The sequence below is a fragment of the Pseudarthrobacter sp. lyk4-40-TYG-27 genome, from assembly GCF_030209295.1.
In the GTDB taxonomy this organism is placed as follows: domain Bacteria; phylum Actinomycetota; class Actinomycetes; order Actinomycetales; family Micrococcaceae; genus Arthrobacter.
Genome location: NZ_JARVSH010000004.1, coordinates 589,581 through 603,757, shown reverse-complemented (window position 1 = coordinate 603,757; position 14,177 = coordinate 589,581). Strand labels below are relative to the sequence as shown.

Here is a 14,177-nt window from a genome sequence, read left to right as displayed (position 1 = left end):
GAGATAATCTACACGAGTAGATATAGGGGTGGCAAGAGGTTAATTTCCGCCTAACTTCATGGAGTTTTGTCCGATTTACGGATATTGACTCGAGTAGAAAGTGATGTAAGACTCAGGTACCTCCCTGATGAAAGGCATGACAATGACGTTCTCGATCGGCATCGTGGGCGCGGGCCAGTTCGGCTCCCAGTTCGCGCACCTGTTCAACCTGCACCCCGGTGTCCACGCCGTCTACGTGGCCGATGAGCGCCCGGAACGTGCGGCCGAGGCCGTCGAACGGTACAACCTGGCGGGGCAGGAAGCGGACTTCGACGCCGTGCTGGCCTCCGACGTCGACGCCGTTGCCATCTTCACCCAGCGCTGGACCCACGGCCCCCTGGTGGAACGGGCGCTCCGCGCCGGCAAGCACGTCTACTCAGCCGTTCCCATGGCAGTCTCGGAAGCGGAAATCGCCCGCATCATCGACGCCGTCCGGGAAACCAGAAACGTCTACATGATGGGTGAAACCAGCTACTACAACCCCGCCACTGTCTATGCCCGCGAGCAGCACGCTGCCGGCAAATTCGGCAGGGTCTTCTACTCCGAGGGCGACTACGTCCACGACATGGACCTGGGGTTCTACGACGCCTACCAGTACAGCGGCGGCGAGCGGTGGAAAGAAACCGCCAGCTACCCGCCCATGCTCTACCCCACGCACGCGATCGGCGGCGTACTCGGGGCCCTTCCGGCACATGCCGTCAGCGTCAGCTGCGTCGGGGTCAGGGACCAGCGGAACGACGGCGTCTTCGACAAGGACGTCAGCATGTTCGGCAACGACCTTTCCAACGCCACCGCGCTCTTCGAACTGAACGACGGCGGCGCCATGCGCACCAACGAAATGCGCCGGGTGGGCTACCCCTCCCACATCCGCGAATCCAGGTTCCGGTTCTTCGGCACCGAGGCCAGCTTCGAACAGCTCGCCAAGGTCACCGTCTGGCAGGACAAACAAGACGTCCACGACATCTCCGAAGAGATGGAAACCCGGCCCAGCATTCCGCTGGACGATCCGTCGCTGGCCAACGTCGCCCCCGAACTCCGGGACGCCTTCGTGTCGGGACTCGCCCCGGTGCACGACGCAACACGGCTGCCCGCGGAGTTCCACGGCGCACCCAACGGGCATGAGGGCAGCCACCATTTCCTGGTGGACGACTTCGTCACCGCGGTGAACAACCGCTCGCTGCCGCCCGTTAATGCCTGGGTTGCCGCCCGGTTCACGCTTCCCGGGATCGTGGCCCACGAATCGGCACGGCAAAACGGCGCGCGGCTGCCCATCCGTGACTTCGGCGACGCGCCCGCCACCTGGTAGCTAGCATGTACTCCATGACTACTTCGGCTGTGCCGTCCCCGCGCGGGCCGGTGACGCGCAAGGATGTTGCCCGGTTCGCGGGCGTCAGCACCGCCGTCGTCAGCTACGTGGTCAACGGAGGTCCCAAGAAGGTGGCCCCCGCCACCGAAGCCAAAGTCCAGGACGCCATCCGCGTCCTCGGCTACCGGCCCAATGCCGCTGCCAGGGCGCTCAAGCTGGGGTCCAGCGAGACGCTGGGGCTCATTGTCCCGGATATCGCCAACCCCTTCTTCTCGTTGTTCTCCCACGCGGTGGAGGACGCGGCCGCCGCCCTTGGCTATGCCCTGGTCCTGAGCAACTCGGACGGGAACCTGGCCAAGGAGCGGCGGAACGTCCGCAACCTCGCCGCCCGGCAGGTGGACGGGGTGCTGCTCGCCAGCGTCCTCTTCGAACCGGACCTTGAAGTCCTGGAGACCGCGGACATCCCGGCGGTGCTGTTGAACCAGGAGCGCGATGCGCCCGGGTTCAACAGCGTCGGCGTGGATCTGGCAACAGGAGCCAGGATCGCGGTGGAACACCTTATCGGCCATGGGCACACCAATATCGGGCTGGCGATGGGCACCAACGTCTCCGGCTCCACCGACGGCCGCGAACTGGGCTGGCGCGAGGCGCTCCAGGAGGCAGGCCTGCCGGAAGGCCCCATCGCCTACAGCGCCTTCACCAGGCCGGGTGGGTATACCGCCGGGCAGCGGCTGCTGGCATCGGTGAACCGGCCCACCGCCATCTTTGCCACGTCCGACATGCAGGGCATCGGACTCCTCCGCGCCATCCACGAGGCGGGCCTCTCGGTTCCGGGCGACATCGCCATCGCGTCCTTTGACGGATCGGCGGACTCGGAATACTCCTGGCCGCCGCTGACCACCGTGGAGCAGCCGGTGGTGGCCATGGCCGAAGCCGCCGTCGGGGCGCTGCTGGAAGCCGGCCGCGGCGGGAAACCGCGGCACCGGATCTTCCCCACTACGCTGCGCATCCGCCAGTCCTGCGGCTGCCCGTAGGAGCTAGGCCGGCGCAGCGATCCGCAGCCGGCTGACGCTCTCCTGCAGGATCCGGCGGGCGTCCGCGCTGAGGCCGGCATCACTGATGACCTCGTCAGCTTCCTCCAGCGCGGCGATGGTGCTCATGCCCTGCGTACCCCACTTGGTGTGGTCCGCCACCACCACCAGCTTCCGGGACGCCGCCACGAAGGCCCGGTCGGTCTCCGCCTCCAGGAGGTTGGGAGTGGTGAATCCTGCTTCCGGATCCATGCCGTGCACGCCCAAAAACAGCAAGTCCAGATGCAGCTGTTTCAGTGCCGCGGTGGCAATCGGCCCCACCAGGGCGTCCGACGGCGTGCGCTCGCCCCCGATCAGGATCACGGTTGAACCGTAGCGGGCAGCCCCGGAAGCGGCCCCGTGGTGGAACAGGTCCGCAATGCGCACGGAGTTGGTCACCACCGTGATCCGTGGCCCCTTGGCCAGTTCCTGGGCCAGCGCCCAGGTGGTGGTGCCGGCGCTGAGGCCCACCGCCATGCCCTCATGCACCATCCGCGCGGCCTCGGCCGCAATGGCGCGCTTCTCGGCCGGCAGCTGGGTCGACTTCAGTTCAAAGCCGGGCTCATGGGTGGTTGCACCGCCGGGGAGCTTGGCACCGCCGTGGATCCGCTCCACCCGGCCGCCCTCCTCCAGCAGCTCGATGTCCCGCCGGACCGTCATGAGCGAGACACCCAGCTGGTGGGCGAGGTCTGACACACGGACCACCCGCTCCCGCTGGACGGCGTCCACGATGGCCTGGTGACGTGCTGCGGGAAGCATGGAGTTCCTTTCGGGCGGCTAAGGGAGCGGTGTCCCGTTCACGTTCCATCTTTGCCTACCCCTTGCTGGAACCAAGAGTCAGCCCCGCCACAAACTGCCGCTGCAGGAGCAGGTAGATGATCAGGGTGGGGATGACGGTGATGACCGCACCAGCCGCCAGGAGGTTGTAGTTGTTCAGGAACTGGCCCTGGAGGTTGTTGATGGCGGTGGTGATGGGGAGGCGGTTGCCGCTTTGGATGAAGAGCAGGGGCCAGAAGTAGTCGTTGTAGATGAAGATGACTTCCAGCGTGCCCAGGGCGGCGAACGCCGGCCGGCACAGGGGCAGGATGATTTCCCTGTACTGCCGCCAGATGCCCGCCCCGTCCACCAGCGCCGCTTCGGTCAGGTCTGCGGACAGCGCCTTCATGTAGTTGGACAGCACGAACGTGCAGAACCCCATCTGGAAGGCCGTGTCCACGGCGATCACGATGATGTAGGTGTTGAGCATGTTCCCGGAATCGCTGAACGAGTAGGGCACCGTAAGGTGCTTGGCCATCTCGAACAGGGGCGCGGCGAGGACCTGCGGGGGAAGGAGGTTGCCTGCGGTGAACATGATCAGCAGGGTGATGTTGAACTTCCAGCTGACCCGGCTCACGGCGAAGGCCATAAGCGAGGCGAGGAACAGGGTGAGCAGTACGGCCGGGACCGTGATGATCACCGAATTCCAGAAGTAGGTGGAAAACCCGCCCTGCGTCCAGGCCTGGATGAAATTGTCGAAGTTAAACGCGCCGGCCAGGCTGAAGTACCCATACTGGTTGGTGGAGGCCACCGGCCTTAGCGCGGTGAAGACGGACCAGCCAAGCGGGACCAGCCACATGATGGCCATGATGATCAGGAAGATGTGGGTCCCGTAGTGCCGCTTGGGGCGGCTCCCTGACCGGGTTCCGGCATCTGCGGGAACCGGCCGGGGCCGGGCTGCAACATTGCTCATGCTCTGTTCTCCTTGCCAAAGGTGCGGCTGAGGTAGAAAACGATGGGGACAAGGGAAATCACCAGCAGGACCACGGCCAGCGCGGAGCCCACGCCGATCACCTGGCCTTCGCCCACGAGATTCTGGATGACCAGCGCGCTGAGCATTTCCAGGCCGTTGGTGCCGCGGTTGATCACGTACACCACGTCGAAGGCGCGGAGGGACTCGATGATGGTGATGACCACGATGACGATGTTGATCGGCCGCATGGCCGGGAAGACCACGCGGAAGAAGGTTTGCGTGGCGGAGGCGCCGTCGATGGCTGCCGCTTCCTTCAGGCTGGGGTCCACGCCCTTGAGGCCGGCCAGGTAGAGCAGCATGACGTAGCCGGCATGGCGCCAGGTTGCGGCGATCATGGCGGCCCAGATGTTGACGGACGAATCGCCGAACCAGTCCACAGCCTGCGGCGTCCCCGCCGTTCCCAGGATGAAGTTCAGCAGGCCGTTGTCACGCTGGTAGAACAGTTGCCAGATGATGCCGATCAGGGCGAGGGACAGCATGACCGGGGCGAAGAAGATGCTCTGGTAGATCTTGCTGCCGCGGATGTTCTGGTCCAGGAGTACGGCCAGCAGCAGGCCCAGCGGGGTGGCGATGAGGGCCAGGAACAGCAACCACAGCATGTTGTGCTGCACCGCGGGCCAGAACGGCGGGTAGTCCTGTGTGATGAACTGGTAGTTGTCGGTGCCGGCCGGGCGGAGGTCGGCCAGGTCCAGGCCGTTCCAGCGGGTGAAGCTCAGCCCGACGGACATCAGCATGGGCAGCCAGACCAGCATCAGTTCAATCAGGGTGGGAATCCCCACCATCAGGGCCAGGACCAGCTTGTCCCGGCTGGACAGGCGGCGTACCCGGCCGCGCCCGGGCCGCCGCTTCGTGGGCGCTCCGGCCGGGTCCCTGGACTCCGGCGGAATCAATTCTTGTGCGGTGCTGCTCATGGGATTCTTCCCCTTGCTTGGTCCGGATGCAGGAGGGGGAACGACGACGGCGCACGCCAAGCGCCGCCGTCGCCGTTCCGTGGGCGGAACTACTGCGCTGCGTACAGCGTCTTGGCCTGGGCCTCAAGGTTCTTGACGTCCATGGTGCCGTCCTTGATGAACGTCTGCAGGGCCGGAATCATCACGTTGTTGGCCATGGCCGGCAGCGCATCGCGGTCAAAGAACTGGCTGATGTTCTTCGCACCCGCAATGGTGTCGGCGCATTTCTTGTTCAGGGGCGTGAACGATGAAGTGTCCGCGCCCTTGGCGGTGGCGATGTTTGACGAGTCCACCTTGGCGTACGCATTCTGCGCCTCCGGTGTGCCGAGGAACGCAAGGAAGTCGCGGGCTGCCTTGTTGTCCCCGCCCTTCTTGGACAACAGCAGTCCGTCGATGGGGGCTTCGACAGAGTCCCTGCCTTCCATGGCGATCTCGGGGAAAGCGAAGAAATCGATGTCGGCCAGGACCGTTGGGTCGGTGAACTGCTGGGTGACGAAGGAACCAAGCAGGTACATCCCGGTTTTCTTCTCCCCCAGGGCCTTTGCGGCGTCCTGCCAGGTCTGGCCCAGGGCTCCCGGATCCTGGAACGGCAGGAGTGCCTTCCAGGTGTCAAAGACGTCACTGACTTTCTTCTGGTCCCAGGACTCCTTGTGGGCGCAGAGGTCCACGTGGAACTGGTACCCGTTGAGCCGCATGTTGATGTAGTCGAACGTGCCCATGGCCGGCCAGCCGTCCTTGTCGGCAAAGCCGATGGGAATCAACCCGTCAGCCTTCATTTTCGTGGCCAGCGCCTTGAGGTCATCGAACGTTGCCGGTACCTGGTAGCCCTTTTCGGTCCAGAGGCTCTTCCGGTAGAAGAACCCCCACGGGTAGTTGTAATTCGGAACGAAGTACATCTTCCCGTCAGGGCCGGTGGACGCCTTTTTCAAGGCGTCCGAATAGTTGGCACCGACGGTCTGCCAGACATCGTCGATAGGTGCCAGCAGTCCCTTGCCCGCGTAGTACTGCATCCGGTAACCGGCGAACCAGGTGAATGCATCGTCGGGGGAGCCCTGCAGGTAGGAGTTGATCTTGTTCTGGAAATCGTTGTGGGGAACCACGTTGGTGGTGACCGTCTTGCCGGTCTTGGCGGTGAAAGCATCCGTCACGGCCTGGTAGGCGCGCTTGGGCACGTCGTCCGAAGACCCGGAGCCGAAAGTAAGGCCGGAGGATTCCGACCCCGTTGCCGACGGTGCGCTCCCGCCGGTGCAGGCGGCGAGGAACGGGATGCCGGCCAGGCCAACCGCTCCTACGCCGACCGTCTTGAGGATGGTCCGCCTGCTCGGAAATGCGCTGGCGGACGCATCAAACTGTGAAGCCATGTTCTCTCCCTTGAAAAATAGCCGCGTGTGAGGCACCTCACATACGCTGACTATAACCTCGCAAAAGCGAACATGGAAGAACGGTAAATAACATCTTGCGCGTTGATTTTTTTGAATCGTCACAAATACGGACGGCCCCGCCTTCCCCGTGATGGCGGGGGAAACGGGGCCGTCCGATGGTTCCCGGCTCGATGCTAAGCCAGTGTTACTTTCTGAGCGACTGCGCGATCTGCTGCATGATCGTGGGGTCGGAAAGCGTGGTGGCGTCACCCGGGTCGCGGCCTTCCGCAACGTCCTTGAGGAGGCGCCGCATAATCTTCCCGGATCGGGTCTTGGGCAGCTCGGGGACCACCAGGATGTTCTTTGGTTTGGCGATCGGGCCGATTTCCTTGCCCACATGGTTGCGCAGTTCCTGGACGGTGGCATCGCCGTTGTTCACGGCATCGCCGCGGAGGATGACGAACGCGACGACGGCCTGGCCGGTGGTCTCGTCCGAGGCGCCCACGACGGCGGCCTCCGCCACGGCGGGATGGGACACCAGGGCGGACTCGATCTCCGTGGTGGAGAGCCGGTGCCCGGAGACGTTCATGACGTCGTCCACCCGGCCCAGGAGCCAGATGTCCCCGTCCTCATCCTTCTTGGCCCCGTCCCCGGCGAAGTACATGTTTTCAAACCGGGACCAGTACGTGTCCTTGAACCGCTCGGGGTCCCCCCAGATGCCACGCAGCATGGATGGCCAGGGTTCGCGGATCACCAGGAAGCCGCCGTGGCCGTCGGGAACGGACTGGCCCATCTCGTCCACCACGTCCACGGCAATGCCGGGCAGCGGGACCTGGGCCGAGCCGGGCTTGGTGGCGGTGACACCCGGCAGCGGAGCGATCATCTGGGCGCCGGTCTCTGTCTGCCACCAAGTGTCCACAATCGGCGCCTTGTCCCCGCCGATCACCTTGCGGTACCACATCCAGGCCTCGGGGTTGATCGACTCGCCCACCGAGCCCAGGACGCGGATCGAGGACAGATCGTACTTGCCCGGGATCTCGGCGCCCCACTTCATGAAGGTGCGGATGGCGGTAGGGGCGGTGTAGAGGATAGAGACCTTGTACTTTTCCACGATCTCCCACCATCGGCCCTGGTGCGGGGAGTCCGGCGTGCCCTCGTAGATGACCTGGGTGGCACCGTTGATGAGCGGGGCATAGGCAACATACGAGTGGCCGGTGATCCAGCCGACGTCGGCCGTGCACCAGTAGACGTCCGTTTCGGGGTGCAGGTCGAACACGGCCTTGTGCGTGTATGCGCCCTGGGTGAGGTACCCGCCGGTGGTGTGCAGGATCCCCTTGGGCTTCCCGGTGGTCCCTGAGGTGTACAGGATGAACAGCGGATGCTCGGAATCGTGGCCCACCGCGGTGTGTTCCGCGGACGCGGCACCCACCGTATCCGCCCACCAGTGGTCCCGGCCCTCGTGCCAGTCCACGTCCTGGCCGTTGCGCTTGACCACCACCACGTTCTGCACGGTGTGGCCGTCGTGGGCCAGGGCATCGTCGACGGCCGGCTTCAGCGGGCTGGGCTTGCCGCGCCGGTAGGTGCCGTCAGCGGTCACCACCAGCTTGGCCTCGGCGTCGTCGATCCGGGAACGGAGCGCCTCGGCCGAGAAACCGCCGAACACCACCGAATGCACCGCGCCGATCCGGGCACATGCCAGCAGCGTGATCACGGCCTCCGGGATCATCGGCAGGTACACCGCCACCCGGTCACCCTTGGCAACGCCCAAGGACTCGAAAGCGTTGGCCGCCTTCTTCACCTCTTCGGTCAGCTCCGCATAGGTGTACGCGCGGGTGTCGCCGGGTTCACCCTCGAAATGGATGGCCACCCGGTCACCGTTGCCGGCCTCCACGTGCCGGTCCAACGCGTTGTACGCGGCGTTGATTTCGCCGCCAACGAACCATTTCGCGAACGGCGGATCAGACCAGTCCAGGGCCTGCGTGAAGTCCTTGGACCAGGTCAGCAGCTCCCGGGCCTTCTTCGCCCAAAACGCCGGCCGGTCCGCGTTGGCATCGTCGTACTCGGCTGCCGTGGCGACGGCACCGGCTGCAAACTCGGCGCTGGGAGGGAAGGCCCGGGTCTCGTGCAGCAGGTTCGCGAAAGCGTCACCCTGCTGGCCGGACTGGGCTGCGGCCGGGGCGGAATCCGACGGAACCGTGGCCGTGGAGCTGGGGGTGTCCTGGGACATATGAACCTCATCATTCATCGATCGTCGCCGCGGGATGCCATCACCGCAGGGCCCGCCGTTGGCGCGGCACTGGGCTCCAGCCGGGACGGACATACCGCAAAGAGCTGTTCCGCAACCAAGCCTAATGCTTGCCGCGGACCCAATGTGCCCGCCGTCACAGATGCGCCAGCGAACGGCATTTGTTAAGCGGTGAATGGTGTGCAGGCCACTCCGGCGGCCCCGTGCCAGCTAGTGATCAGCTTGGCTGTTGACTAGGCTGAGATGGAATTGTGACTTCACTTCGGACCGCTCCGGCCAGGTATGGACCGTGCCGGGCCGGAGCCGGACCGCATGTCAAGACGGCACAGTTTTCGGGTCCGCACGGGCCCGGTGCCGCCACGCTAAGGAGAGCAGAATGAACCAGCAGAGCTTCGGCCAGCGAACGGCCCCGCACACCCAAGCGGGACCCGGCGGCTCCGGGTCCGCCGGGGGACCAGGCCACCAAAACCCTGCCGGCAGCACCGCTGCAGCTCAGAAGGCGGCCGCGGGGAAGATTGACCCGAACGCCAACCAGGCTGTGCTCGGTCCGTTCACGGTGCGCGACCTTGCAGTTTTCGCCGGCACCCTGATCCTTTTCGTCGCATCCCTGCTGCCACTGTTCGGCGCCCGCTACAACCTGTGGAACCTCAACAACCTGTTCTTCCTGGGGCTGGGCATCATCCTGCCGCTGATCGCCAGCGCGCTGTTCGCTGCACGCCGCCTGGTGCCGGGCACTAAAATCCGGGTGGGGTCGCTGTCTATCGACCAGTTCGCCTCGGTAGTGGCCTCCTTCGCCGTCGCCTTTTTCTTCCTGTCGGTTGCCGGCGCCTATGCCACCAGCCTGCTGGTGGGCCTGATCGGCTCCCTCGTCCTGTTCGCCGCCACGGTCCTCGGCCGCTTCATCCCCTATCTCGCCGGTGATTTCAAAGGCCGGGCCGATGCGCCGGCCCATATCGTGGCGCGCGAAGCCGCTGTGCCGGTGCGGAAGCCCCGCGCCCCCAAGCCAGCAAAGCCGGAGTCCGGCTCCGCCCAGTCCAAGACCGGATTCGGACTCAAGGGTGTCGGCGTCTTTGGCAGCGGAGGCGCCGGGTCATCCGCGATCCAGCCGGGAGGCGCCAGCCACGAACCTGCCGGCAGCGGGCAGCCGCCCGCCACGGCCGCCGTGCCCGCCCCGGCTGCTGCAGCGCCTGCCCCTGCTCCTTCCGGCTCGGCACCTGCTCCTTCCGCGCCGGCATCCTCCACTCCGGTGTCCACCGCACCGGAGGTCTTGGACCGTACCCCCGAGGTGGATGCCGGGCCGCCCACCCAGGCAGCCGACGTCGTCCGTCCCGCAGAGACGCCCGCGGCGGAGGAAACGCAGGCAGCCGACGTCGTCCGTCCCGCAGCGACGCCCGCGGCGGAGGAAACGCGCGCAGCCGCTGCTCCGGCGGCGGGTGCCCCGCAGCCGGCCTGGGAGCCACCGGCCGCCACCGCGGTGCACCAGCAGGTCCGGCCCGAAGAGCCCATCGGCGCAACCGTGGACCCCACTGCCCGCCACGACGAGGCGGACGCACAGCCTGCCCACGAGGCCTTCTGGTTTGCCGTGGCGCAGCACCGCACCGCCTTTGATCCCCGGACCGGGGCGCCTGCCTTCGTCATCGAACCCGGCGGGTGGGTGCTGGCACTGGAAGACCGGGGACACGAGTTCCTGGTCCAGCACACTGACGGCCGGCTGGGCATCCTGCGCGACCTCAGCAACATCGAGCGCGGCTGACGCCCATGGCCGGGCTGCCTGCGGCCATGCCCGGCGGGAACGACCCGGCCGGGCAAACCGCGAACAAAGACCAGGTTCCCGGCATGCCCGTGGTCCCGGCCGAATCCTTGCTGGCATTGAAACGGCGGGCGCGGCGCATCCACAAGGCGCTGGCGGAAAAATACCCCTACGCCCACGCGGAGCTCGATTTCCGCAACCCCTTCGAACTGCTCGTGGCAACCGTGCTGTCCGCCCAGACCACGGACGTCACCGTCAACCAGGTCACCAAAGTGCTGTTCGCGCGCTGGCCGGACGCCCGTTCCCTGGCGGAAGCGGATCCGGTGGAGCTGGAAACCATCCTTAAGCCCACCGGATTCTTCCGGGCCAAAGCCAAGAACGTCCTCGCGCTGTGCACGCGCCTTGTGGACGACTTCGACGGCGAGGTTCCGGACCGGATGAAGGACCTGGTCACATTGCCCGGCGTCGGACGAAAGACGGCCAACGTCGTGCTGGGCAACGCCTTCGGCGTCCCGGGCATCTCCGTGGACACGCACTTCGCCCGCCTCACCAAGCGGTTCGGCTGGACGCAGTCGGAGGATCCCGTACAGATCGAACAGGACGTGGCAAGGCTCTTCGAGCGCAAGGACTGGACCATGCTGTCCCACCGGGTCATCTTCCACGGACGGCGCGTGTGCCACGCCCGCAAGCCGGCCTGCGGGGCCTGCCCCGTGGCCAACTGGTGCCCCTCCTATGGCATGGGAGAGACGGACCCGGCGAAGGCAGCCAAGCTGCTGAAATATGAGCTGGCGCCCGGCAGCGAAGCCCTGCTGGAGCAGTACCTGTCAGAGCAGCACCGGGCCGCCGAGATCCGGATGGCATCCCAGGTGAGGACCCCGTGAGCGCGCGCGAAGACCTCGCCAGGCTGGTCCGGCAGGCCGAATCGGGAACCGCCGGGCCCCCTGACCCGCGCTGGGCCGCGCTGACCGTGGACGTTGAGCGCGCCCGCAGGGCCGCCGTCCTCATGCTTTTCGGCGTGCTCGACGACGTCCCCGCGGCGTCCGGCAAGCCGTTGGCCGCGGCCGACCTGGATGTCCTTCTCCTGGAACGGGCCCATACCCTGGGGTCCCACCCGGGGCAGGTGGCGTTCCCCGGCGGCAGCATCGACCGGGACGAGACACCCGTGGCGGCTGCGCTGAGGGAAGCCGAGGAGGAAACCGGGCTGGACTCGGCCGGCGTGGAGATCCTGGGCACCCTCCAGGAGTTGGGCCTGGCGCACAGCAACTTCCTGGTGACGCCGGTCCTCGCCTGGTGGCATGCTCCGTCGCCGGTCCGGGTGGTGGACTACGGTGAATCAGCCCAAGTGTTCCGCGTCCCGGTCCGGGACCTGCTGGACCCCGACAACCGGGTGATGGCCACCGTCCACCGGGCAGGCCGCACGTTCGACAGCCCGGCCTTCACCGTCAACGGCGTTCTGGTATGGGGGTTCACCGGCATTGTGCTCAGCGGGCTGTTCGACCAGCTCGGCTGGTCCGTCCCGTGGGACCGGAACCGGCTGCACCCGGTGGCGGTTTAGGCGTCAGGCCTGCCGGCGCAAGTCCACGACAATGCCCGTGGCGGCATTCTCCCGCATTGCCTTGATGCCGTCCCGCAGCATCGTCAGGGATGGAAAAGTCGGAGAAACCGCGACGATATTCCCTTCGGCGTCTGTAAGCCGCAGCCGGTAGGACTCGTCCCCAACACGGTGTATTTCAAATCTTCCCGCCATGGACGGGGACCTCCCTGGTATGCGTCGTTGCATCAGTGACCGGATCTGCTTCAGCCATTTTGACTGTAACCGCCGTCACCGCACCCGTCGAGCTACCGCCCGGTAGGTTACTTTGCGTCTCAAAGGCGTGTTTTAGACGAACCTCAGGTGCCCTATTTGGCACGGTCGTAGGAATCCACCACGGCAAGGCTCACCGGAAACTCCACCGGTATTGGGCCAAACAACAGTTCCCTGGCGGCGCTGGCCGCTTCCTCGATGGCGGCGATGCACGCCTCCACCCGCCCTGCCGGCGCGTGCACCATCACTTCGTCGTGGAGGAAGAACACCAGCTCGGGCCGGCCGGCCCCGCTCCCCACCGCGCCGTCAGCCCGCAAGGTGCGCAACCGTCGTCGTAATTCCGCCAGCCAGCACGCCGCCCAGTCCGCCGCCGAGCCCTGGACCACGAAGTTCCGCGTGAAACGGCCCCGCGACCGGGCGATCGACTCAGCCCGCCGTTGCTCTTCCGCTGTCGACGAACGCTGGCTTTGGTACCAGCGCTCGGACGGGGGAGGGCTGCTCCGGCCCAGCCTGGTAGTGACCGTTCCACCGGCTTCGCCCGCACGTGCAGCCCGCTCCACAAAGTCGACGGCGCGGGGATAGATGCGCGCCAGCTGCGGCATCAGCCGGCCTGCTTCACCGGACGTGGCACCATACATTGCGCCCAGCAGCGCCATCTTCGCCTTGGCCCGGTCCCCGCCGAATCCCTTGGCGGCAATCCCGGCATAGAGGTCCTGGTCCCGGGCCGCTTCCGCCATGGACGAGTCCTGTGCGAGGGCCGCCAGAACCCGAGGTTCGAGCTGCGAGGCGTCCGCAACGATGAGCTTGTGGCCGGGATCGGCGTGCACGGCACCGCGGACCTGGCGTGGAATCTGCAGGGCGCCGCCGCCGCGGGAAGCCCAGCGGCCCGAGACCACGCCACCCACGACGTATTCCGGCCGGAACCGGCCGCCGTCCACCCAGGCATCCAACCAGGACCAACCGTTGGCCGTGTGCAGCCGGGACAGGCTCTTGTACTCCAGCAGCGGCTCAATGACCGGGTGGCTGGACTCCCTCAGCTCCCATTTCCGGGTGCTCTTCACCTCGATTCCGTTGCGGTGCAGGGCCCGCATCAAGTCCTGCGGCGAATCCGGGTTGAGTCCGGGAGCGTTGAGCAGGCCACGCAGTTCCGCCGCCAACGCTTCGAGCCTGGGCGGACGCTGTCCGGCGGCGGGCCGGGGCCCCAGGTGGCCTGACAGGATGCGTTCGTGCAGGTCTTCGCGCCAGGGGACGCCAGTATGCTGCATCTCCGCAGCCACCATGGCGCCCGCTGACTCCGCCGCCAGCAGCAGCTGGAGCCGGTTCCGGCGGTTTTCCGCCGTGTCCACCGCAGCCATGGCGGCCTGCTGGGCCGCGTATTCGGCTCGTAGCTCGTCCAGGGACACGCCGGGCGCGGCAGCGGCATTGGGGTCTTCGAACAATGCGCCCTGGTCCGCCGGGGGACGCGGCGGCAGCAGTGCCTTCGGGGGCAGCATCGGATCCTCCACGGGGACCCGGTCCGTGTTCCGGGCATACTCCGTGTGCGCGCTGAACTGCGAAAAGGCCAGGATGTTGCCGCAGAGGCTGACGTCATAGCAACGCTCCACCTCCACCCTGGATTTGAGCAGTGCGGGATACCAGTCCTGCGTCCGGTGCCAAATCCAGCGCGGCGGCTGGCCGCCGGGGCGCCGGGCTTCCAGGTCGCGGACGACGGCGGCAAGGTCCGTCAGTGCCACGGGCCGGGGTTCCGGGTTGGCCGGTTCGGGATGTCCCGCCTGCGTCAGTTGCTGGAGTACCGCGCCGCGGGAATGGGCGGCGAGCAGCAGGTACATGCTCCAATTCTGCCCTGTCCGCGGAGCTGCCCCG

General features: G+C 66.4%; 12 protein-coding genes. 5 read left to right on the top strand and 7 right to left on the bottom strand.

Features of this window, described 5'->3' with window-relative positions:
- The first annotated feature begins 142 nt into the window (after window positions 1-142).
- Window positions 143-1,345, top strand: a complete 1,203-nt coding sequence (locus tag QRM96_RS10555) for a Gfo/Idh/MocA family protein (RefSeq protein ID WP_285319626.1) — start codon at window positions 143-145, stop codon at window positions 1,343-1,345.
- Window positions 1,346-1,350: 5 nt separating this feature from the next.
- A complete protein-coding gene (locus QRM96_RS10550; protein ID WP_491339781.1) occupies window positions 1,351-2,379 on the top strand; it encodes a LacI family DNA-binding transcriptional regulator in 1,029 nt (342 codons plus the stop codon).
- A 3-nt stretch (window positions 2,380-2,382) separates the two neighbouring features.
- Here the strand turns inward: QRM96_RS10550 and QRM96_RS10545 are convergent, their stop codons facing one another.
- The 5 genes from QRM96_RS10545 to acs all read right to left on the bottom strand — a co-directional run bounded on the left by QRM96_RS10545 (window position 2,383) and on the right by acs (window position 8,742).
- Window positions 2,383-3,174 (bottom strand): DeoR/GlpR family DNA-binding transcription regulator, encoded by a 792-nt coding sequence (locus QRM96_RS10545; protein WP_018761849.1) that lies wholly within the window; start codon window positions 3,172-3,174, stop codon window positions 2,383-2,385.
- Window positions 3,175-3,229: 55 nt separating this feature from the next.
- Window positions 3,230-4,144: a carbohydrate ABC transporter permease gene (locus tag QRM96_RS10540; RefSeq protein ID WP_285319575.1), complete on the bottom strand. Its 915-nt coding sequence runs from the start codon at window positions 4,142-4,144 to the stop codon at window positions 3,230-3,232.
- Entirely contained in the window at window positions 4,141-5,115 is a 975-nt protein-coding gene (locus QRM96_RS10535; protein ID WP_285319574.1) for a carbohydrate ABC transporter permease, read from the bottom strand. The genes QRM96_RS10540 and QRM96_RS10535 overlap by 4 nt, the downstream gene beginning before the upstream one ends.
- An 89-nt stretch (window positions 5,116-5,204) precedes the next feature.
- The gene (locus QRM96_RS10530) at window positions 5,205-6,515 is read right to left on the bottom strand and encodes an ABC transporter substrate-binding protein (RefSeq protein WP_285319572.1); all 1,311 of its coding nucleotides are present in this window, start codon (window positions 6,513-6,515) and stop codon (window positions 5,205-5,207) included.
- Window positions 6,516-6,720: 205 nt separating this feature from the next.
- On the bottom strand, window positions 6,721-8,742 hold the full coding sequence (gene acs, locus QRM96_RS10525) for an acetate--CoA ligase (protein ID WP_018761845.1): 2,022 nt from the start codon (window positions 8,740-8,742) through the stop codon (window positions 6,721-6,723).
- A gap of 394 nt (window positions 8,743-9,136) precedes the next feature.
- Here acs and QRM96_RS10520 point away from each other — a divergent pair, with 394 nt between their 5' ends.
- The 3 genes from QRM96_RS10520 to QRM96_RS10510 all read left to right on the top strand — a co-directional run bounded on the left by QRM96_RS10520 (window position 9,137) and on the right by QRM96_RS10510 (window position 12,065).
- On the top strand, window positions 9,137-10,513 hold the full coding sequence (locus QRM96_RS10520) for a hypothetical protein (RefSeq protein ID WP_285319570.1): 1,377 nt from the start codon (window positions 9,137-9,139) through the stop codon (window positions 10,511-10,513).
- An 83-nt stretch (window positions 10,514-10,596) separates the two neighbouring features.
- Complete coding sequence (nth, locus tag QRM96_RS10515; protein ID WP_285319625.1) at window positions 10,597-11,391, top strand: endonuclease III; 795 nt, start codon at window positions 10,597-10,599, stop codon at window positions 11,389-11,391.
- The gene (locus tag QRM96_RS10510) at window positions 11,388-12,065 is read left to right on the top strand and encodes an NUDIX hydrolase (RefSeq protein WP_285319569.1); all 678 of its coding nucleotides are present in this window, start codon (window positions 11,388-11,390) and stop codon (window positions 12,063-12,065) included. Before nth ends, QRM96_RS10510 begins: the two co-directional genes overlap by 4 nt.
- 3 nt (window positions 12,066-12,068) lie before the next feature.
- Here the strand turns inward: QRM96_RS10510 and QRM96_RS10505 are convergent, their stop codons facing one another.
- Together QRM96_RS10505 and QRM96_RS10500 are read right to left on the bottom strand one after the other, a co-directional pair.
- On the bottom strand, window positions 12,069-12,257 hold the full coding sequence (locus QRM96_RS10505; protein WP_018761842.1) for a YegP family protein: 189 nt from the start codon (window positions 12,255-12,257) through the stop codon (window positions 12,069-12,071).
- 152 nt (window positions 12,258-12,409) lie between these two features.
- Window positions 12,410-14,143, bottom strand: a complete 1,734-nt coding sequence (locus QRM96_RS10500) for a bifunctional 3'-5' exonuclease/DNA polymerase (protein WP_285319568.1) — start codon at window positions 14,141-14,143, stop codon at window positions 12,410-12,412.
- Window positions 14,144-14,177: the final 34 nt, after the last annotated feature.